Genomic DNA, 20,954 nt, shown 5'->3' on the forward strand with positions numbered 1-20,954 from the left:
TTTTTTAGAAATATTTAATCATGGATAAAATTTAATATAGAATAAAGTTTAAAAATAATATATGTATAAAACTAATAAATTAATTATTGATTTTTCTAATAATTAACTTATTTATTTAAATAATTTTAAGGTGTTAAAATGTCTAGATTATATGGTGATAATGAGGACATCAGTCCAGATAAAGTAAAAAATTTTTTTAATGATAGAGCTAATCGTGATTTAGAAAGTGATTTATCTATTGTTTTGTTCCAAGACAAAGAAAACTCTGCTCAAAGGCATGAAGAAGAGAAAAAACTATTCTATGACAAAATCGATACTTCAGGTAAAAAAGTTTTGGAAATCGGTTGCGGAATCGGCAGATGGGCTGAAGCTTTACATGATAAATGCGAATCCTATTTAGGTTTGGATTTTTCAGAAGAGCTTATCGCAATAGCTAAAAAAACATATGAAGACTATGACGACTGTTATTTCCAGGAAATGTCTGCTACTGATATCAAAGTTGATGAATTATTAATTGAACCTCCATTCGATATTGTTATTTTTTCCGGATTTTTAATGTACATTAATGATGATGACTTGAAAATCATTATGAATGAAGTTAATTCAGTCTGTACTGACAATAAAATCGTATTTGCAATGGAACCGACTTCCTGTATGGAAACAAGATTAACTCTTAAGGATTTCTATTCTGAAGGTTTGGAAGCTGATTATAATGCAATTTATAGGACTGAACAGGAATACAGAGATATTTTTGCTGATTTAAATGGTAATGAAATATTTGCTGAAGATCTTTTCCAGGATTTAAGTGACCACACAGAAACAAAATATATGTATTATGTCATTCAATAGGTAGGGGATTATTTTCATGCTAAATTTTGCTTTAGGGCCGGTTATGAGTAGTGATTTGGTTTTAGAAATAGGCAGTCAGCAGACACCCTATTTCAGAACTCCAGAATTTTCTCAGGTTAATCTTGAAAATGAAAAATTAATGAAAGAAATGTTATATGCTGATGAAGAGTCAAGAGTAATTTTTTTAACAGGTTCCGGTACCGCAGGAATGGAATCAACGGTCATGAACGTTTTTAATGAAGATGATAAAGTATTGATTGTCAATGGTGGAGGTTTCGGTCAGAGATTTGTAGACTTATGTAAACTACATAATATCGATTGTGAAGACATTAAATTGGATTTTGGCTCCTGCCTTACTTCTGAAAGGTTATATGAGTATGACGGTAAGGATTTCACTGCATTTCTAGTTAACATCTGTGAGACAAGCTCAGGTGTTCATTATGATTTGGATTTGATAAGTGAATTCTGTAAGAAAAACAATTTATTATTAGTTGTTGATGCGGTTAGTTCATTTTTAGCTAATGATTTAAACATGGTAGAACATGGCGTTGATGTTGTAATAACTGGATCTCAAAAAGCTTTGGCATGTCCTCCAGGAATTGCCATCATTGTTTTATCTAAAAATGCAATTAAACGTGTTGAAGAAAATACTTGTAAATCCATGTATTTTGATTTTGAAGACATGCTGATAAATGGTGTTAGAGGTCAAACTCCATTTACCCCAGCAATTACAGTAATATTACAGCTTAATGTTAGGTTGAATCAGCTTAAAAACGATGGAGGCATTGAAGCTGAAATCAAAAGGATTTCTGATTTAGCTGAAGATTTTAGAAGTAAAATTACAGAATTTCCATTTGAAGTAAAATCTAATTGTTTATCTAATTCAGTCACAACTGTCCACTCTAAACAAAAAATCGAAGCAAATATTGTTGAAATCTTAAAAAATGAGTATGATATATGGGTTAGTACAGCACGTGATGACTTATCTGAAACTATGCTATTTAGAGTTGGTCACATGGGGGATTTATCTCCTGAAGATAATGATACATTAATAGAAGCACTTAGAGATATGCAAAAAAGAGGATTATTTTAAATGAAAAAAGTAATAACTTATGGAACATACGATTTATTCCATTATGGTCATCAAAGACTCCTTGAAAGAGCCAAAGAATTAGGAGATTATCTGATTGTTGGAGTTACAGCAGATGATTTTGATAAAAAGAGAGGTAAAATTAATGTTCAACAGTCATTAATGGAAAGAATTGAGTCTGTACGTGCAACTGGACTTGCAGATGAAATCATTGTTGAAGAGTATGAAGGTCAAAAGATAGATGATATCAAGCGATTTGGAGTAGATATTTTTACTGTAGGTTCAGATTGGGTTGGACATTTTGACTATTTGAAGGAATACTGTGATGTTATTTATCTTGAAAGAACTAAAGGAGTTTCTAGTTCTGATTTACGATCTGAAAAAAGAGGTATTAATCTCGGATTGGTTGGTGAAGGTAATGTTTTAAAAAAGTTTTATGATGAGTCTAAATTTGTCAATGGAATAGAAGTTAATGCAATTCTTGTTCATAATCAAATTGAAAAAGAATCTTATAAAAATCAGGAATTGATGTTAACTGACGATTTTGATAAGTTATTGTCTATTGTGGATGCAGTATTTATTATATCTCATCCTTCAAAGCATTATTCTCATATTAAGAAAGCATTAACAAATGGAAAACATGTTTTATGTGAATCTCCAATTGCATTGAATGAATGTGATTTCAATGAACTAAAACAGTTAGCTGATGAGAAAAATTTAATTTTAATGGATTCAATTAAAACAGCTTATTCTACTGCATATAATAGATTATTATTATTGCTTAAAGGAGGAAATATTGGAGATATTTATTCTGTTGATGCAACTTGCACAAGTTTAAGGGATTATGATGATAATTCTTGGAACAGTATTACTTCATGGGCTCCAACTGCTCTTTTACCAATATTCCAAATTTTAGGTATTAATTATAATAATAAAACAATTAATTCTTTAACCTTGGATGAGAAACAGAACTTTGATTTATTTACAAAAATTGATTTTCAATATGAAAATGCTGTTGCTTCTGTAAAAGTTGCAAATAGTGTTAAATCTGAAGGTGAACTAATAATTTCTGGAACTGAAGGTTATGCTTATGTTCCTGCACCTTGGTGGAAAACAGACTATTTTGAATTAAGATATGAAAATCAAGAAGAAAATAAGAAATATTTCTATCAATTGGAGGGTGAAGGAATAAGGTATGAACTTGTCGCTTTTGCTAAATCAATTGAATTGGGTAGAAATAATGCTTATATTGAATATGATGTTTCTAAAGCAATTTGTAAAATAATTGAAGATTTTGAAAATAAAGATGTTAACTTCCTCAAAAAATATTAATTGGTGCTAAAAATGGAAAATATTCTTCAGGGGGATGTGTTGTCTCATCTTCAAGATGTTGAATTGATGATTCTAAAAGATTTTGTTAAACTTTGTGAGGAAAATGATATAGAATATTATCTAATTTTTGGAACTCAAATTGGAGCAATTAGGCATCAAGGATTCATCCCTTGGGATGATGATATTGATATCATGATTTTCAGAGAAGATTATGAAAAATTTTTAAGGGTTATGGAAGAAAATCCTACTGATAAATACACTATATTTGATCCTCGATATAATCCAGAATATTGTTTTGAATTTGGGAGAATGTCCTTAAATGAAACTTATTGGGCTGAATATTGGGATAATCAGGTTTCATTTAAATTAGGAATCCATATTGACCTTTTTGTTTTGGATGTTTTACCTGATAATAAATTTAAAAGATGGTTATTTGTTCAGTATTGTTTTGTTGTAACTAGGTTGCATGCGCTTTCAGTATTGAAATTTGATAATTATTCAAAAATGATTAATTTAGCTTTAAATACAGTTCATAATTTGTTAAATCTATTGGGTTTAAATGCAAAATATTTTCAAAAAAGAATTCCGAATTTATTTAGGAAATATGAAAAATCTGATACTGGTACTTATGTAACTGATTTAACTTTAAAAGAACGAGTTATTTTTAGAAAAAATGATTATAAACCACCAAAAAAAGCTAAATTTGAGGATTGTAATTTTAACATACCTAATAATGATGATAATACTTTAATTCCGATTTATGGGGATTATATGAAATTACCTCCGGAAGAAGAACAGTTTTGCCATATTCTAAATGAAATTGATTTCGGCCCATATTAATATAATAATTATATAAAAAATAAATTATTAAATTTTGAACATGGATAAAAAATCTGCATTTTTCATCGTATTAAGTATTGCAATTCTTGCAGTAATGCTTTATTTTATAGGAATTGACAAGGTAATTGATGCAATTAAAGATGCCAATCTTGCAATATTGGGGGTAGCTATCCTAATTCAGATTGGAACCTATTTTTTATATACATGCCGCTGGCAAATAGTAAACAATATTGCGGATATCAACATAGGTTTCAGAAAGCTGTTTCCGATTGTAATGGTGGGACTTGCCGTTAACAACATCACTCCGTCAGGACGTGGTGGTGGGGAGCCTGTAAGAGCATATATCTTAGCTAAAGAACATGGCTATGAGCTAAAGGAGACTTTGGCAACTGTTATTGCAGACAGAATGCTTGACACTTTCCCTTTCATTGTTTTAGCAATCATCACAATTATTGCAACAGTATTGTACTTCAATTTCCCGATGTGGCTTGAAGGAATTCTTGTCCTTTCAGTAATAGCTATCATAATTATTCTGGGTATGCTGATTTACATGTGTGTCAACGAAAGTTTCGGTATCAAAGTTGAAAATCTCATTTTCAAACTGACCCACAGATTCTACAAGAAAGGCTCAGATAACCTTAAAATGAAAATCCATGAGAATATTTCAGGTTTCCAGGACACCATGAACATGCTGATTTCAAACAGGAAACTCTTCTACTATACCATCCCTCTATCATTTCTGATTTGGATTTTTGAAATCCTGAGGGTTTATGTGGTATTTATGGCATTTGGAGCAACACTGAATGTTATTGTTATCGGTGAGGTATTCATACTCGCTTCTCTGGTCGGTATGATTCCGCTGCTTCCGGGAGGCCTTGGTGCAGTGGACGGTTTGATGATAGGACTTTACTCAAAGGCGGGCTGTCCGGCTGGTCTTGCAGGGCCTGTAACTTTAGTTGAAAGGTTAATATCATTCTGGATGGCTTCAATTATCGGACTGGTAATCCTGCCTCATTACGGATCTTCTGTTCTTGAAAAGATTTCCATTGGAAATTCCGCTGAAGAGCTTGACAAATCAATTTCTGATGAGTCTTAACTTAACGGACTCATTTCACTTATTTTTTTAAAGTTTTACAAAGTTGTATGATTGTTAAAATTTAATAATAATTGTTGACTGTATTGATGAGGTAAACGGGAGGAATTAATGGAGATGATTGGCATGTCTGAAAAAGCTAAAGGATGTTCTTTTTCCTGAAGAAATTGCAAAAGTGATTTGGCTGATTTTAAAGACTGTTCTTTTATTATAATTTAATTGGTTGGATTATCATTTAAAAGGATAATCTTTCTTTTTTTATTCATTTTTGCCTATTTTTTTTAAACAATTCTTTTTTCTGGCCAAATATAAACCTTTTTAACCTTTCACCGACAAAGATATTTAACATAATTTATAAGGAAAATGGAAATTATGGCAGACAAAAATGAATGGGGCAGCAACCTGTCATTCATCCTTGCAATGATTGGTTCTGCTGTCGGACTTGGAAACATTTGGAGATATCCGTATGTGCTTTACTCTAACGGTGGGGGAGCTTTCTACATCCCTTATATCGTGGCAATTCTTCTGATGGGAATTCCTTTCCTAATATTGGAGTATGGTGTCGGATATAATTTTAAATCTTCCTTTGCAAAGGCTGCAAGGAAAATAAACTCCAAATTTGAGTATTTAGGCTGGTTGCTACCAGTTGCTGTTTTTATGATTATGATTTACTACTCAGCTATTCTCGGCTGGGATGGAATATACATTATTTTAAGTTTCTTTAAGGGATGGGGAGCAGACCCGAACACTTACTTTACAACCACTTTGCTTCAGGCTTCATCTTCATTCACTGGACTTTTGAATTTCATTCCGGTTATTGCTGTTGCAATGCTTGCAGGTTGGGTAATCGTTTGGTTTATATCACACAGGGACCTTGAATCAGGTCTAGGTAGTGTTTCAAAGGTTTTAGTACCTGCACTATTTATTATAATGGTTATTATTGTCGGATTTTCCTTGACTTTACCTGGTGCTTCAGTCGGGCTTGCAGAGCTTTTCCATCCGGACTGGTCACTTTTAGGCAATTTCGAAATCTGGATGGCCGCATTCGGACAGATTATCTTCTCACTGAGTCTGGGAATGTCAATTGCTTTTACTTATGCAAGCTACACAAAAGACGATGCGGATCTCATTACAAATACAATCTCAATTGCTTTTGCAAACTCCTTATTTGAAAACTTTGCCGCATTGGGAGTATTTTCAATTTTAGGTTACATGTCCATGCAGTCAGGAACTGCAGTAGCTGATCTTGTAACACAGGGAACAGGACTTGTATTTATAGTATATCCTACAGTATTCAATGTATTGGGTCAGTGGGCATATGTTTTAGGACCTCTATTTTTCATTACAGTTTATCTTGCAGGTCTTACAAGCATTCTATCAACAATCGAGCCTCTGTCCTTTTCAATTCAGAACAAGTTCGGTCTTTCAAGAAAAAGGACAATGACCATTTTAATCATTGTAGGTGCTTTGGTGTCAATGGTTTATGCAACATCATTCGGCGGAGACCTTCTGGGCTTTGTTGATACCTTCATCAACCAGATTGCACTGCTCTTCGGTGTTATTGTCGAGTGCATACTGTTTGCATGGGTATTCAAGGCTGACAAGCTGATTGACTTTTTAAACAAAAGAACCAAAACTATTAAAGTAGGAGGATGGTGGATTGTCATTGTCAAATACGTCCTGCCGATATTTTTAGCAATCGTTTGGATTGGCGGAATGTATGATGTCATATCTGCCGGAACATTTGACCAGCTTGTATTTACAGTTATCTCAGCAGTTCTGCTTTTGGGTGCTACACTGATATTTACAGTGCTTCCTGCCAAAAATCCTGATTGGGATAAAACTGAAGAAAGAGTTTAAATCTTTCTTTATTATCTTTTTTTAATATTTGATTTTATTTTGTAAAATCGACGTTGTAAAAATAAGCATCATCAAATTATTTAAACATTCTAAAAATTAGCTTTAATTAATTAGTAAAATTAGATTTGCCAATGTTGGCCACTCTGTCAACTATGCTGGAGTCATTTTCACTTTTTTCAAGATGGATAAAAATAGTTCCATTGTCATCTTCAGTGATTACTTCTTTATAACTGGCCGCATCATCAAAATGGGTGTATGAGACACCGGCCATGAGGCCCAATACTGACAAAAGAAAAATTAGTAGTATCACTGTGTTTTTTGTATCCATATTAATATATATTATAGAAAAGTATTTTTATAACTTTTGTTCATACTATAATAGCGAAATATTTCATAGAGGTGAAAATATGAAAGGCTTTATAATTGCAATAATTGTTATAGCAGCATTGCTTATTGTTGGCGGTGGTGCTGTTGCATATAAAATAATACAATCAGATGACGATTCTGTAGTGGATAAGGTGGCAGATAAAGTGAGTAATGTTCAATCTTCTAGTTCTGATATTGTAAAGGAAGAAATTAAAGAAAACGGTCAGGCAGGATCCGGTTCATACAAGGAAGTGCAATATGAAGACGGCGGATTCCGTCAGTACGATTCCAACACCGGGGAGCTGATAGGTTCTTCTTATGACTCAGATCAAGCTAAATTAAACAAAGGGGATTTTGATTGATTCTTAATGATTTGCTTAATCATTTCAACATTGAAGATGACCTTCCGGATTATCTTTTAAAGCACCCTTTCAATGAAGTCTTTTTGGATGGAGACCTAATCAGGGACAACAACACTTATAAAATAGCAGTTACAACACGTCAGAATGTCACACATCAGATGTTCATAAGGCCTGATGATGAATTTCCGGTAGTTATCCTTTCTGAACTTCCAAACGGCACTTTGAACGGAATGAAGTTCGCTCAAAGCGAAAATGATGTGGAATATATAAATAATTTGTAGATTGCTATTTTTTTATTATTTTTTTTCAAATGCATTTTTTCTTATTTTTTAACTACTTTTATATAATATTTTAATCAAAAACTATAATATACTAATTTAATATTTTGTTGATATCATGGACAAAAAAGAGTTAATTAATTCTGGAAAAGTAAAAAGCGTATTCACTACCGATGATGATGATGCAGTTATTATCGAGTTCAGGGATGATATGACTGCCGGCGATGGTGCAAGAAAAGAGGTAATGAACAAAAAAGGTTCATACAATGCTATCATTTCTTCTAAAATATTCAAGGTTTTAGAGGAAAATGGTGTTGAAACCCAGTTTATAGATTTGCCGGAACCTAATGTCATGCTTGCCAAAAAGCTTGATATGATTCCAATTGAAGTTATTGTAAGAAATATTGCAACAGGCAGTTTAGTTCGCAAATACCCTATTGCAGACGGTACTAAATTAGACCCTCCAATAGTTCAAATGGATTTCAAGGATGATGAGTATCACGATCCGATGTTAAATCGCTCCATTATCAAGGCATTAGGTATTGCAACCGAAGAGGAAATTGATATATTGGTTGAAAAAGCATTGAAAATCAATGACATCCTAACAAAATTCTTTGCTGATGCGGGAATTATCCTGGTTGATTATAAAGTAGAATTCGGTAAGGATAAGGATGGAAACATTCTTTTAGGTGATGAAATTTCTCCTGATGGATGCAGATTATGGGATAGCGAAACATTGGAAATGCTGGACAAGGAATTGTTCAGAAAAGGTAAGGATTCCGAAGTTATGGATGCTTATGTAGAAGTATACAACAGAATTATTCCGGATGAGGAAAAATTTGATTTTTAGGTGAGGAGCATGTTATTTGATATTGAAGTAAAAATTTCCCTTAAAAGCGGTATGTTAAACCCTGAAGCAACAACAATTGAAAGATCATTGGAATTGCTAGGATATGAAGTAAACAATATGAAAACAGTTGAAATTCTCAAATTCCAAATGGAAGGAGAAGACAGAGAAGCAATCAGAGAAAATGTTGTCGACATGTGTGAAAGACTACTCTGCAACCCTGTAATTCATGACTATAAAATTAATGTCATTCCACAGAATATGGCATGCGGCAAATAGAGGGATTCAAATGAAAATTGGAGTAATCAGATTTCCTGGAACCAACTGTGACAGAGATGTTGCACAGGCTATTGAATTGGCCGGTCTTACTCCGGAATATATCTGGTGGAGTGAGGAAAACCTAACAGATTATGACGGCATTGTCATTCCCGGCGGATTTTCTTATGGCGATTACTTGAGAGCTGGTGCAATGGCTTCAATCACTCCTGTAATTGATGGAATCAAGGAATTGGTAAAAGAAGAGAAACCGGTTTTGGGAATTTGTAATGGAGCACAGATTTTAGGTGAAATAGGACTTGTTCCTGGAATTTTCATAACAAATGAATATCCTAAATTCAACTGTGAATGGGTAGACCTGAAAGTTGCAACCAACAGGACTCCCTTTACAAAAGCATTCAAAAACAATCAGACAATTGCCCTTCCTATTGCACATGCTGAAGGAAGATTCTACACAGAAGACATTGATTTGTTAAAAGACCAGGACCAGATTGTTTTGCAGTTTGAAGGCAAAAACCCTAACGGTTCAATAGAAGCTATTACAAGTGTTTGCGATGAATCCGGATTGGTCTGCGCAATGATGCCGCATCCTGAAAGGGCCTGTGAAGAACTGTTCGGTTCCGATGATGGTTTAAACTTTTTTAAAGGATTTTTATAAAGTGATAGAATGGTAGTTTATTTAATTGGTGCTGGACCTGGAGATGCTGATTTAATAACTCTTAAAGCGGTCAAGGCATTGAATAAGGCTGATGTTGTTTTATATGATTATCTGGCCAATGATGAAATATTGGCACATGCTCCTGATGATGCAGAAAAGATATATGTGGGCAAAAAGGCAGGGGAACATTATAAGACACAGGACCAAATTAATGAATTGATTATTGAGCAGGCTCAAAATCATGAAAATGTCGTAAGGCTGAAAGGTGGAGACCCTTTTGTATTTGGTCGTGGCGGTGAAGAAATCTTGGCTTTAATGGAACATGATATCAAATTTGAAGTAATTCCTGGTGTGACTTCAGCTATTGGAGCACCAACTTCACTAGGGCTGCCGGTAACTCACAGGGCAGTAGCTACCTCTGTAACAATTGTAACAGGTCATGAAGACCCGACAAAACCTGAAAGTCAAGTGCACTGGGATTATACTGCCGATACTTTAATTATTTTAATGGGAATAGGTAATATTCGAGAAAATACATCTGAAATTATGAAATATCGCTCAGCTGACACTCCTGTATGTGTTGTTGAAAGCGGAACACTTCCTGATGAAAATGTGGTGTTTGGAACATTGGGAAACATTTCAGATAAAAAAATCAACACTCCCGCTATTTTAATAATTGGGGATGTTGTAAATCTTTATAAGGATATTTATGATTATCAAGGTGATTAGATGTGCGGAATTGTAGGTTGTATATTAAAAGAAGATAATGATGTAGCGCCGATTCTCTTTGATTGTATCTCCAAATTGGAATATAGGGGGTATGATTCAATTGGTTTGGCTACATTCGATGAAGGCAATATCTATATTAAAAAGGATAAAGGTAAAATTGAAGAAGTGGACCACAAATTAAACTTATCTGATATGCCTGGAAGTTTCGGTATTGCTCATGTACGTTGGGCAACACATGGTGATCCTTCCAAATTAAATTCACACCCTCATGTTGATGAAGATACCAGCATTGCCGTAGTTCATAACGGTATTATCGAAAATTATTTGGAAATTAAGGAAAAATTAACTCTTGAAGGTCATGTTTTCAAATCAGATACAGATACTGAGGTTATTCCTCATTTAATTCAAAAGTTCATGAACGAAAAGTTCGATTTGGAACATGCCGTCAGAAAAACAATCGATATCATTGAAGGAGCATATGCAATTGCAGCTATCAGCAAAAACGAACCTGATAAAATAGTTGCAACACGTAAGGACTCTCCATTGATTGTAGGAATTGGTGAAGAAGGATATTACCTGGCATCTGATTCTCCCGCAATATTGAAATACGCCCGTGATATTATATATCCTGAAAGAGGGGAAATTGTCATTATTGATAGGGATGGTGTTGTTGTTCATGATGAATTTGATAATGTGGTCAATAAGGAAATCGATACCATTAACTGGACTCCTGAAATGGCGGAAAAGGAAGGTTATGACCATTTCATGATAAAGGAGATTAATGAACAGGCAACTGCTGTCAGGAATACATTAACCCAGAAGGACAATATTCAGGAAATCATAGATGATGTCGGTGATATTCAGAGGATATGCTTTGTTGCATGCGGAACATCATATCATGCTTCATTAACAGGTAAATATTTGATAGAATCACTTGCAGGCATTCCGACTGATGTAATTCTTGCTTCTGAATTCAAATACTCTGCAAATACTTTAAATGAAAATACTTTGGTTATATTCATCTCCCAATCAGGTGAAACTGCAGATTCTCTAAAGGCATTGGATGTTGCTAACCAGACCTCAAAGACCTTGGGAATTGTTAATGTTGCCGGGTCTTCAATTACAAGAAGGGCACAATATGTTATTCAGACTCAGGCAGGCCCGGAAATTGGTGTAGCTGCAACAAAGACCTATGTTGCGCAATTGACTTCCATTTATCTGTTTGCAGCATTACTGTCTAAAAATGTTGAACTTCTTAAAGAAATTGAAAAAGTTCCTGATTTCATTGATGAAACCCTTGAAGATATTGACTTTATTAAAGACATTTCAAAGAGATATAACTATGCTAGAGATTTCTTCTATTTGGGAAGAGGATATTCTTACCCTACCGCTTTGGAAGGTGCTTTAAAACTTAAGGAAATTACATATATTCATGGTGAAGGATATGCTGCAGGAGAACTTAAACATGGTCCTTTAGCTTTGATTGATGAAGGAATTCCTGTTGTGGTAATTATTCCTCCTGGAGATAATTACAGAAAGACCATGAGTAATTTGGAAGAAGTTAAATCTCGCGGTGCTAATGTTTTGGCTATAGGATCTTCAGATGACGAATCACTGAAAGCAAAATCTGATGATGTAATTGCAATCAATGCTGATGTAAAAGAAATTATTGCTCCATTGGTTTACATTGTACCTTTGCAGTTAATAGCATATTACATAACTATTGAAAAGGGTCATGACCCTGACAAGCCTAAGAATTTGGCTAAATGTGTGACCGTAGAATGAGGTTTTTTCAAAACCTTTTTCTTTTTTTATTATTTAGCTTGGATTTAAATTTCACTGATTTTAACATATTATTTTCTTGATTTTTGAGGGATATTTTTGGTTATTATTATTTTAAATTTAATTTAAAGGCAAATATTAAATTTAAAGCATTATAATTTTTTATTACTTTTTTTTACTATTATTAAAATTACATATGGAATTTTTACTTTAAATTTATCTTTTGATAATAATTTTACTTATTTTTAGCTATTTATATTATTTGTAATGGTATTTTGGTTTATTTTTAATAAAATAAGCTTTTTTATGCTTTTTTTCATAATCAAAAGCTTTTTATAAGAAAAGTGTAATAAGATTAAGTACGAACGAATGTTAGATGGAGTTAACGTTATGTTTAATAAAAAAATAAAATTATTTTTAGTAACTCTAATTTTCATGTTGTCCATTTCTGCGGTAGTTGCTGCAGACAATAGTACAGTTGATGACATGGTTATTGGAGAAGTAGACGAAGAACCTCCTTCGGGTGTAGTTCAAGATATTTCTTCTGATAATGCTCTTGAAGTTACTGATAATGATCTTGAAACTACTGATGGAGGATATGAGTTAAAGAGTACTGATTCAAAAATGTATTATAGGAATGGGTCCAGTTATGAAGTAACTTTACTTAAGGATTCCCAGCCTGTTGAAAATGCATCATTGGCTATTGATATTAATGGTGTCGTATTCAAAAGGGTTACCGATGAAATGGGTAAAGTGTCTATTCCAATTTCTTTAACTTCTGGAAATTATGTAGTTTCTACAAGTTATGATTCTTACAAGATTACCAATCATATTAAGGTATTGCCTGTAATTGTAGGTAATAATGACCTTACTGCAACTTATAAAAGCGGGGCAATTTATAAGGCCAAGTTTTTAGATGGCACAGGTCAGCCATTGAAAAATACTAAGGTTAGGCTTAAGGTTAATGGTAAAACTTACATTAGGTTAACTAATCAATATGGTTATGCTTCAATAGGCATTTATGCTTTAAATGTTGGTAATTATGTTATGTATGCAATACATCCTAATGGATATACAGTTTCAAACAATATTGTCATAAAAAATTCAGTTGTTGCATCAAATCTTAAAAAATACTATTTAAGTTCTAAAAAATTCTCAGCAACTTTTTATGGCAAGAACGGAAAGGTTTTGGCAAACAAATATGTTAAGTTTTATCGCAATGGTGATTATTTCAATGTAAAAACCAATTCAAATGGTGTAGCTTCTATTGCAGTTATTTCAAAACCGGGTTCATTTAATATGGTTTCTATTAATCCTGCAACTGGTGAAAAATTAACCAGAACTGTTACAATCTTGCCAACTTTATATGCTAGTTCAGTATCAACTTTTACTGATAAAGTCGCTACATTTAATGTAAAGCTTTACAGGAATGAGAAACTGGTCAAAAATTCCATTGTGTATATTTATATCAATGGTGATAGAAAAACAGCCTACACTGATGCCAACGGTATCGCAAGTGTAAACTTTAAGCTGGCTAAAGGAACATATACCTTTACCTCAAAAGATCCGTATACAGGATATTACATCAACACTAAAGTGTATGTTAAATTAGCTTCAATATGGGCTTATACTAAAAATACCTATGAGGATTCCGAAACAACATATACCGCCACCCTTTTAAATCAGGATGGTAGTCTTGCCAGGAATACTCAAATGCAAATGACCCTTAATGGAAAAACTTACACAGTTAAAACAAATGCTGTTGGTGTTGCAAGCATTACCTTCAAATTAGATGAGGGTACATATAAAATTGTCTGTAAAGATTTAAGAACCGGATACACCAAAACATGCACTATTAATGTTTATGGACCTATTGTAGGTGTTAAATTTAATAAATATGGTGTTTCAGAGGATGGTACAATGCTTTTAGTAGTTGGAAGACCATCTGCCGTGGGTGAAGAATCCAAATACGGATATACTTTCTACAGAACATTGTTTGATAGAACCTGTCCGTACTGTGGTGGCCATAATCTTTACTGGAGTATTTTCTGGGCCGGTAATGAGTATGGTGACGGAGGAATTTTCCCTGCAACTGGCAGATATGAAACCGGTAGTGCTGAAGGAAATATCTTTTGTGATGATTGTGACTGTGACTTTTCAGTATTCGGTCATGAGCATGTTTGGAGCAATCCGATGTATTTGAAAGTACTTGATGGACCAACTAAATCCTCTAAATCAGAAGCTTATGCTTTAAAAAGTGGAAATTATGTTTTAACATAATCTCCCATTTTTACTATTTTTAATCTTTTTTTCATATTTAAAATTCTATTTCTTGAGTTATTTTCGCTGTCCTGTTTTTCATGATAATTTTTTTCGCATTCTACGATGTAATGTGCTTCATCGGATGTTGTTGATGGAATATTCATTTTTGCCAGATTGCGCTCAACCCTTCTTTTCAGTTTTTCATCATCCATTTCGCATGCCAGAAAAATAGGTGTTTTCACTGCGGAGGATATTTTTGTGTTATGGCGTGCGTTATGTCTTTCTTCTGTTCTTTGCTCCAGAATGTAATCACTGCTATTGTTTAGACCGGGATCTCTGAATGGTATTCCCACATCAGATAGAGCAATTCTTATTTCATCATTTTTTGGAAGTGATGTTTCAAGCATTAACGGATTCGGACTGGCCAATGTTCCGCCCTGTTTTCTTCCGAAAATCGGTCCCAGGCCGATATAGAATCCGGCTTCAATGAATGCATCCCTTACTGGAGCGGATGAGGTATATGTGGCAACAATTCCATCATCTTTTATAACACGTCTGAATTCCTTGAAAAATTCAAGTGAAAATAATTCTGGAGCCATGTTCTGTGAAAAGGGATCCAGAAATATTGCATCGTAGGTATTGTCTTTTAGTCTTTGAACTGTCTGCCTTGCATCTTCAATGTATACATTGATGTCAATATTTTCAGGAATTTCTGTTTTTTCCAAATTTAAACCTGCATAGTTTTGTGCTATAAGTTCTCTTTCAATAGCTTTTTTGGTAATGTCATGTTCTTTAACTGGTGAAGGAACTAAAAGTCCACATGCAAGTGTTGCATGTGATATTTCAACCATATCTATTGTTAAATTTGAATTTGAGCTGTTGGTTATGAAATCTGCAATTGCGGCTGATGAGTTGTAGCCGAGTCCTGCGCAGATGTCAAGAATAGCTATGTTTTCATCATAATTGAATTTCATAGGTTTGATAAATTTCTCAAAAGACTCACTTATTGCCCCTGTAGATGTATGTAATGTTTCAACTTTATGGTTTATTTCTTTTGATTTAATAGAATAAGATCCATCATCTGTTAAAACAAAATAATTTTTATAAGTATCAAAAAAATTAACTCTTCCTTCATTATTTCGACTACTTTTTTCCAAATCAAAACATGAATTCACTAAATCAAATATGTCATCATTAATTATCCGGGCATTTTCTTCATAATTCATTTTATCTATAAAGATTTTATTTTTTTTAATATTTATTGATTATTCTGTTGTATGTGTGATTTTTACAAAAAGTAGTTTTTTTTTAAAATTTTTTAATTAAATTAATTGTAGGATTTATTTTCTTTAATTTCAATAGTTAATGTGTCCTGATAGTTTATTGGTGGATTTTTTATTCTTAATATTGAAATAACATTAGGGGATGTTGTTTTTTTATATTTTCATTGTCTAATATTCTGTAATTGTTTTTTAGTGTAATTTGAGATTTTCTCTTATTTGATTGATATTTTTGAATTTTTTTCAATTTTTTTTATTCGATTTTCATTGTGCTTATAATAATTATATGGATTTTAAGGATTTATTTTATTAAACGGAGGATAAATTGAAGTTTATTTGCTGATTTTTTCTTTAAAAATCAAATTCGATTTTACACTTTAATTTTTTACTTATCGGTTTTCTATATCTTGTTTTTGATTAAAATAGCTTAAATTACTGTTATTTAATTGTTTTAAAAGATTTATTCGAATTTTCTTTTTTTTATAGTTTTCATCGAATTTGATTTATTTTAGGTAGTTTTTCGAAATGCGATTGCTATGTTCTTGTTTTTGAGTTTTGGAATTTCTAAATTCATTTCTTATTTCCATTCTTTTTAGATTAAATAATGTTAAATTATGTGATATTTATTATATTTGACTTTGATTTGAGCTTATTTTAATTAAAATGAGTTAATTAGATTATATTTACTTTAATTTAAGGTTGTATTGTCGAATTTGATATAATCTTTTTTGGATTTATTAGGTTAAATTTTAATAATGTTCAATTTCTTTTAAGTGATTTGGACGTTTTTAAGGGATTTATTTTTTTGCTTAAAATTGCTTATTTTTCAAAAATATTCAATATTTTTACTTATTTTTTGATAAAAACATTTATATATGACTTATTTCTTAATAATAACTAACAATCTTGAATATTCAAGATTTTTACGAAAAATTTTGGTAGTTATTTGAGGTTGTTAATGAAGCGAGATGAAAAAAATGAATGATAAAAAAAATATTATTGTGATGTTTTTGTTCATTATGTTATCTTTCGCTATAATTTCAGAGGTTTCAGCGGCAAGTGCTGCTGAAATTAATGGGACGGGATCAAACCCTTCTTTAGATTATATTAATATGATGCATGATATTGCAGGCGAAAGAAATAATGATGTGCAAGGTCATGCTGATGATTTCAAATCCCATAATGAACAAAAATCATTCGATGAAGCTCCAAGAGATTTTGGAGATAAAAACTATGGTAATGAGAATTTGTACGAACATGATGGGGATAAATTTAATGAAAAGCCAATGGCTTTCAATGACTCTAACTTAATGAATCACAATCCTGATGGTGCAAAACCTATGGATAATAACTCTATGGATATCCCAAAATTTGAAAATGATTTCAATTCATCATTTGATTTAAGAGATAATGATTTCAGAGCTGCTCATGATAATGGGGAAGTGATGGGTGATGTTATGTCTAAATTCGGAGATTTCGAGAAAATGTCTCCTGACTTTAAAAGAGATGATTTGAATAAGTCTTCAAAATTTGATGATCCAAAACAATTTGATAAAAATAATGTCTCAGTTCCTCAGGGTCCTGGCAAAAATAATATGTCTGATATGAGACCTGGTGATATTAAAAACAATAATGTTGGTAAAATGGACAAAAAACCTATCAACAACGTTAAAGTCAATAAAAATGTTAAAACTAATAGCAAAGCTGTAAAAAATGTTAAAGTCAATAAAAACTCTAAATTTAACGCTAAACCTGTCAATAATGTTAAAGCAAATAAAAGCTTTAAATCCAACAGCAAAGCTGTTAAAAATGTCAAACTTAATAAAAACTTTAAATTTAACGCTAAACCTGTCAATAATGTTAAAGCAAATAAAAGCTTTAAATCCAACAGCAAAGCTATTAACACAAATAACAAATCTCCTAATTTATCAAAAAACATGACTAAAATCTTTTCAAAAAATATTAAGATGGGGATGGCTAAGTTATAAATACAATAAATTTGGTTAAGTTTTATCTTAACCTCCTTTTTTCCTTTTTTTTTATAATTTATTATTTTTTATCAATATATTCCAAAAATCATTTTTTAACAATCGGATACTATTTTTCAAATGAAAAATGAGCAAAATTTATATAATCTCTAATTTAAAGTTTAATTAGATAATACTAATACTTCAAATTATTTTTTTGAAGAGAATTTTTTATATTTAAACTTAAATTTGTATTTTTTTTAAATTTAAATTCCAAAAACTGATAGAGTAAGGTATAATGTTTGAAATTAAAGCAAAAGACAACATGGGAAGGGTTGGAGTTTTGAAAACCAAGCATGGTGATGTTAAAACTCCTGCATTGATGCCGGTTATTCATCCGCGCAAACAGGCTATTGATGTGGCTAAATATGGTGCGGATATTGTAATCACCAATGCATATTTAATTTATAAGGATGAAGATTTAAAAAAAGAGGCTGTTGAAAAAGGTTTGCATGAACTCATTCACTTCGACGGTCCGATAATGACTGATTCCGGTTCTTTTCAGCTTTCCGTATACGGTGATGTTGAAATCACCAACAAGGAAGTCATAGAATTTCAGGAACTGATCAAAACTGATATAGGAACAAGTTTGGACATTCCAACAGCACCATTCGTTGACCGTGAAAAAGCTGAAAGTGATTTGAAAATCACTCTTGAAAGAGCTCGCGAAGCGGTGGATTATAAAAAATCACAAAATATGGAAATGCTTTTGAATTCCGTTGTTCAGGGTTCAACATTTTTGGATTTAAGACGTGAATGCGCTAGTGAATTGTCCAAGCTTGATGCGGATTTATACCCGATTGGTGCAGTAGTGCCTTTAATGGAATCCTATCATTACAGGGATTTGGTGGATGTTGTGATGAATTCCATGAAGGAACTGCCAGACAGCACTGCACGCCACCTGATGGGTGCCGGGCACCCTATGATTTTTGCATTATGTGTGGCAATGGGCTGTGATTTGTTTGATTCAGCAGCTTACATTCTTTATGCGGAGGATGACAGGCTTTTATCCACCAGAGGAACTTATAAACTTGAAAACCTTCAGGAAATGCCATGTTCATGTGAGGTGTGCACAAAATACACTCCGGATGATTTGAGGGCAATGCCTAAGGAACAGAGAAGGGACTTGATTGCTCAACACAACTTACATGTTTCCTTTGCGGAATTGAGATTAATCAGACAAGCTATTTATGAAGGCAGTTTGATGGAGCTTGTTGAAGAGAGATGCCGTGCTCATCCCGCACTTCTGGAGGCTGTAAGGCAGCTTGGAAATTATTCTCAGGATTTGGAAAAATATGATCCTAGAAGCAAAAAATCAGCGTTTTTCTATACAGGTCCCGAATCATTATGCCGTCCTGAAGTATTGAGACATATGCAGAAATTGCGTGAAATGCCTAAAAAACGAGATTTGGTGATTTTGCCTCCAACTCGAAAGCCTTACTCAAAATTCATATCCGGCAAACTTGGCGAATTTTACATTTATGGTGCAGAACAGGAAATTGATTTGGATAATACTGACTTTATGGTATTGGATGTACCATTCGGACTTATTCCATTAGAAATTGATGAAGTATATCCATTGAGTCAAAATGACGCTCCAAGAACTCGTGATGTTGACAGCATTGAATTTGTGGAGGATTTCATATCTGAATTTGTGGAGTATTATGAACAGGTTCTTATTCATTCAAGAATAATAAAAGATTTGGAAATCGGTCTTTATAACAAATGCATTGATTCAGATGAAATCAGATATAAAAAGGATGATGTCAAAAAGATTAAGGCAATTGCGGACTATCAATTTGGTGTCGGAGCTGGTGATGCTTTATTTACCGGAAACATCAAAATCGAGAAAAGCAAAAAGACGGGTAAAATAAGACACATCTATGATGGAAAGGTGCTGATTGTAAATATGAGGGCATCTGATTCATATCTGGTCCTGTCAAAAGAAGGTGCAAAAAGATTGCATAATGCAATGCCTTATCCGGAAAACAGGGTGGTTGTAAACAAGGACTCAGAACCGTTTGCACTTGATGGAAAAAGTGTATTCTGCAAATTTGTCGTTGACTGTGATGATAATATAAGATCAAAGGATGAAGTTTTAATAGTAAATGAGGAAGATAATCTCCTGGCTTATGGTAAGGCATTGCTTGGATCATGTGAGATAAAGGAATTTGAAACAGGTCAAGCTATTAAGACACGTAAGGGAATGAAAAAGTAGGTGGTACAATGGCAGATGAAAATAAGGTAAATACAGGTCATCATATTGAGGATAAGGAATTAATTAAAAACGCTAGAAAACCCGTTGGAAAGTTAGGTCATCAAATATTGGATAGGATGAACAGGTCCCATGAATCTATGGCTCAATGGGGTGTAACTCATTTTGAAGTAATGGGAGATAGCAAAATCCTTGATATAGGATGTGGCGGTGGAAGAAATATTCAACGCTTTGCCGAATTGATTTCTGAAAATGGCAGGGTTGTTGGAATTGATTACTCTGAAGTCAGTGTTGAAAAATCAACAGAACTGAACCGCAAATACATTGATAAGGGAATTGTAAATGTCCTGCAGGGGTCTGTTTCTGACATGCCGTTTTATGATGAGACATTTGATATCGTCACAGGTTTTGAGACAATCTATTTCTGGCCCGATTTTATCAATGACTTGAAGGAAGTAAATAGGGTTCTTAAAAAAGATGGTTTGGTATTCTTCTGCAATGAAGCCGTTTATCGTGAAGGTGAAATGGATAAATATGCTGACTTGGTGGAACTTTTGGATATGAAAATATATTCTGAGGATGTTTTAAGGGAGTCTCTTGAAAAAACTGGTTTTAAGGATTTCAAAGCATACCTTGATGATGAAAATGATTGGATTTGCATAACTGCGAGAAAAATTTAATCATTTTTTTAATATTTTTTTCAAATTTCAGAGATAATCGAAAGTTTTATATACTATCATATCCTAACTATTATTGTTGTTAGTTTTCATGCGGTGTTAGTCCAGCCTGGTTAAGACTCTAGCCTGCC

General features: G+C 32.9%; 19 protein-coding genes. 17 read left to right on the forward strand and 2 right to left on the reverse strand.

All coding sequences use genetic code 11. The features are described 5' to 3' along the window. Positions 1-138: 138 nt before the first annotated feature. The 6 genes from Q0P94_RS08370 to Q0P94_RS08395 all read left to right on the forward strand — a co-directional run bounded on the left by Q0P94_RS08370 (position 139) and on the right by Q0P94_RS08395 (position 7,064). Positions 139-849, forward strand: coding sequence for a class I SAM-dependent methyltransferase (locus tag Q0P94_RS08370; RefSeq protein WP_295115592.1), 711 nt, complete (start codon positions 139-141; stop codon positions 847-849). Between the two features lie 16 nt (positions 850-865). Beyond that, positions 866-1,942 (forward strand): alanine--glyoxylate aminotransferase family protein, encoded by a 1,077-nt coding sequence (locus Q0P94_RS08375; RefSeq protein ID WP_295115594.1) that lies wholly within the window; start codon positions 866-868, stop codon positions 1,940-1,942. Continuing rightward, the gene (locus tag Q0P94_RS08380; RefSeq protein ID WP_295115595.1) at positions 1,943-3,271 is read left to right on the forward strand and encodes an adenylyltransferase/cytidyltransferase family protein; all 1,329 of its coding nucleotides are present in this window, start codon (positions 1,943-1,945) and stop codon (positions 3,269-3,271) included. Positions 3,272-3,283: 12 nt separating this feature from the next. Further along, entirely contained in the window at positions 3,284-4,111 is an 828-nt protein-coding gene (locus Q0P94_RS08385) for a phosphorylcholine transferase LicD (protein ID WP_295115597.1), read from the forward strand. Between the two features lie 40 nt (positions 4,112-4,151). Then, a complete protein-coding gene (locus Q0P94_RS08390; protein ID WP_295115599.1) occupies positions 4,152-5,207 on the forward strand; it encodes a UPF0104 family protein in 1,056 nt (351 codons plus the stop codon). Positions 5,208-5,576: 369 nt separating this feature from the next. Continuing rightward, positions 5,577-7,064: a sodium-dependent transporter gene (locus tag Q0P94_RS08395; RefSeq protein ID WP_295115601.1), complete on the forward strand. Its 1,488-nt coding sequence runs from the start codon at positions 5,577-5,579 to the stop codon at positions 7,062-7,064. Positions 7,065-7,170: 106 nt separating this feature from the next. On the opposite strand, the gene Q0P94_RS08400 is transcribed toward Q0P94_RS08395, so the two are convergent. Next, positions 7,171-7,335 carry a hypothetical protein gene (locus tag Q0P94_RS08400; RefSeq protein WP_295115603.1) on the reverse strand — a complete coding sequence of 55 codons (165 nt, stop codon included), beginning with the start codon at positions 7,333-7,335 and terminating at the stop codon, positions 7,171-7,173. A gap of 136 nt (positions 7,336-7,471) precedes the next feature. On the opposite strand from Q0P94_RS08400, the gene Q0P94_RS08405 reads away from it, so the two are divergent. From Q0P94_RS08405 to Q0P94_RS08440, 8 genes are all read left to right on the forward strand, one after another. Continuing rightward, positions 7,472-7,792, forward strand: coding sequence for a flagellar protein, FliL (locus tag Q0P94_RS08405; protein WP_295115605.1), 321 nt, complete (start codon positions 7,472-7,474; stop codon positions 7,790-7,792). Then, positions 7,789-8,073, forward strand: coding sequence for a hypothetical protein (locus tag Q0P94_RS08410; protein ID WP_295115606.1), 285 nt, complete (start codon positions 7,789-7,791; stop codon positions 8,071-8,073). Before Q0P94_RS08405 ends, Q0P94_RS08410 begins: the two co-directional genes overlap by 4 nt. Before the next feature lie 115 nt (positions 8,074-8,188). After that, on the forward strand, positions 8,189-8,920 hold the full coding sequence (purC, locus tag Q0P94_RS08415; protein ID WP_295115608.1) for a phosphoribosylaminoimidazolesuccinocarboxamide synthase: 732 nt from the start codon (positions 8,189-8,191) through the stop codon (positions 8,918-8,920). Positions 8,921-8,929: 9 nt separating this feature from the next. Next, positions 8,930-9,196, forward strand: coding sequence for a phosphoribosylformylglycinamidine synthase subunit PurS (purS, locus tag Q0P94_RS08420; protein ID WP_295115610.1), 267 nt, complete (start codon positions 8,930-8,932; stop codon positions 9,194-9,196). A gap of 10 nt (positions 9,197-9,206) precedes the next feature. Next, positions 9,207-9,851, forward strand: a complete 645-nt coding sequence (gene purQ, locus Q0P94_RS08425; RefSeq protein ID WP_295115612.1) for a phosphoribosylformylglycinamidine synthase subunit PurQ — start codon at positions 9,207-9,209, stop codon at positions 9,849-9,851. A 9-nt stretch (positions 9,852-9,860) separates the two neighbouring features. Then, the gene (cobA, locus tag Q0P94_RS08430) at positions 9,861-10,580 is read left to right on the forward strand and encodes a uroporphyrinogen-III C-methyltransferase (RefSeq protein WP_295115614.1); all 720 of its coding nucleotides are present in this window, start codon (positions 9,861-9,863) and stop codon (positions 10,578-10,580) included. Then, positions 10,581-12,365, forward strand: a complete 1,785-nt coding sequence (glmS, locus tag Q0P94_RS08435; RefSeq protein WP_295115616.1) for a glutamine--fructose-6-phosphate transaminase (isomerizing) — start codon at positions 10,581-10,583, stop codon at positions 12,363-12,365. A 387-nt stretch (positions 12,366-12,752) separates the two neighbouring features. Beyond that, positions 12,753-14,642, forward strand: coding sequence for a hypothetical protein (locus tag Q0P94_RS08440; protein ID WP_295115618.1), 1,890 nt, complete (start codon positions 12,753-12,755; stop codon positions 14,640-14,642). Here the strand turns inward: Q0P94_RS08440 and Q0P94_RS08445 are convergent. Beyond that, positions 14,627-15,850: an MnmC family methyltransferase gene (locus Q0P94_RS08445; RefSeq protein ID WP_295115620.1), complete on the reverse strand. Its 1,224-nt coding sequence runs from the start codon at positions 15,848-15,850 to the stop codon at positions 14,627-14,629. The two genes, Q0P94_RS08440 and Q0P94_RS08445, sit on opposite strands and share 16 nt — an antisense overlap. A 1,073-nt stretch (positions 15,851-16,923) precedes the next feature. Here Q0P94_RS08445 and Q0P94_RS08450 point away from each other — a divergent pair. The 3 genes from Q0P94_RS08450 (at position 16,924) to Q0P94_RS08460 (ending at position 20,826) form a co-directional block, all read left to right on the forward strand. Beyond that, a complete protein-coding gene (locus Q0P94_RS08450) occupies positions 16,924-17,892 on the forward strand; it encodes a hypothetical protein (protein ID WP_295115622.1) in 969 nt (322 codons plus the stop codon). A gap of 277 nt (positions 17,893-18,169) precedes the next feature. Next, the gene (tgtA, locus tag Q0P94_RS08455) at positions 18,170-20,149 is read left to right on the forward strand and encodes a tRNA guanosine(15) transglycosylase TgtA (RefSeq protein WP_295115624.1); all 1,980 of its coding nucleotides are present in this window, start codon (positions 18,170-18,172) and stop codon (positions 20,147-20,149) included. A gap of 8 nt (positions 20,150-20,157) precedes the next feature. Further along, positions 20,158-20,826, forward strand: coding sequence for a class I SAM-dependent methyltransferase (locus Q0P94_RS08460; protein WP_295115626.1), 669 nt, complete (start codon positions 20,158-20,160; stop codon positions 20,824-20,826). The last annotated feature ends 128 nt before the right edge of the window (positions 20,827-20,954 follow it).

The sequence above is a fragment of the uncultured Methanobrevibacter sp. genome, assembly GCF_946184425.1.
In the GTDB taxonomy this organism is placed as follows: domain Archaea; phylum Methanobacteriota; class Methanobacteria; order Methanobacteriales; family Methanobacteriaceae; genus Methanocatella.

Bases quoted from the DNA above. Each gene is read 5' to 3' on its own strand.
- Q0P94_RS08370 (WP_295115592.1), top strand. From the start codon at position 139: ATGTCTAGATTATATGGTGATAATGAGGACATCAGTCCAGATAAAGTA.
- Q0P94_RS08375 (WP_295115594.1), top strand. From the start codon at position 866: ATGCTAAATTTTGCTTTAGGGCCGGTTATGAGTAGTGATTTGGTTTTA.
- Q0P94_RS08380 (WP_295115595.1), top strand. From the start codon at position 1,943: ATGAAAAAAGTAATAACTTATGGAACATACGATTTATTCCATTATGGT.
- Q0P94_RS08385 (WP_295115597.1), top strand. From the start codon at position 3,284: ATGGAAAATATTCTTCAGGGGGATGTGTTGTCTCATCTTCAAGATGTT.
- Q0P94_RS08390 (WP_295115599.1), top strand. From the start codon at position 4,152: ATGGATAAAAAATCTGCATTTTTCATCGTATTAAGTATTGCAATTCTT.
- Q0P94_RS08395 (WP_295115601.1), top strand. From the start codon at position 5,577: ATGGCAGACAAAAATGAATGGGGCAGCAACCTGTCATTCATCCTTGCA.
- Q0P94_RS08400 (WP_295115603.1), bottom strand. From the start codon at position 7,335: ATGGCCGGTGTCTCATACACCCATTTTGATGATGCGGCCAGTTATAAA.
- Q0P94_RS08405 (WP_295115605.1), top strand. From the start codon at position 7,472: ATGAAAGGCTTTATAATTGCAATAATTGTTATAGCAGCATTGCTTATT.
- purC (WP_295115608.1), top strand. From the start codon at position 8,189: ATGGACAAAAAAGAGTTAATTAATTCTGGAAAAGTAAAAAGCGTATTC.
- purS (WP_295115610.1), top strand. From the start codon at position 8,930: ATGTTATTTGATATTGAAGTAAAAATTTCCCTTAAAAGCGGTATGTTA.
- purQ (WP_295115612.1), top strand. From the start codon at position 9,207: ATGAAAATTGGAGTAATCAGATTTCCTGGAACCAACTGTGACAGAGAT.
- cobA (WP_295115614.1), top strand. From the start codon at position 9,861: ATGGTAGTTTATTTAATTGGTGCTGGACCTGGAGATGCTGATTTAATA.
- glmS (WP_295115616.1), top strand. From the start codon at position 10,581: ATGTGCGGAATTGTAGGTTGTATATTAAAAGAAGATAATGATGTAGCG.
- Q0P94_RS08440 (WP_295115618.1), top strand. From the start codon at position 12,753: ATGTTTAATAAAAAAATAAAATTATTTTTAGTAACTCTAATTTTCATG.
- Q0P94_RS08445 (WP_295115620.1), bottom strand. From the start codon at position 15,850: ATGAATTATGAAGAAAATGCCCGGATAATTAATGATGACATATTTGAT.
- Q0P94_RS08450 (WP_295115622.1), top strand. From the start codon at position 16,924: ATGTTATCTTTCGCTATAATTTCAGAGGTTTCAGCGGCAAGTGCTGCT.
- tgtA (WP_295115624.1), top strand. From the start codon at position 18,170: ATGTTTGAAATTAAAGCAAAAGACAACATGGGAAGGGTTGGAGTTTTG.
- Q0P94_RS08460 (WP_295115626.1), top strand. From the start codon at position 20,158: ATGGCAGATGAAAATAAGGTAAATACAGGTCATCATATTGAGGATAAG.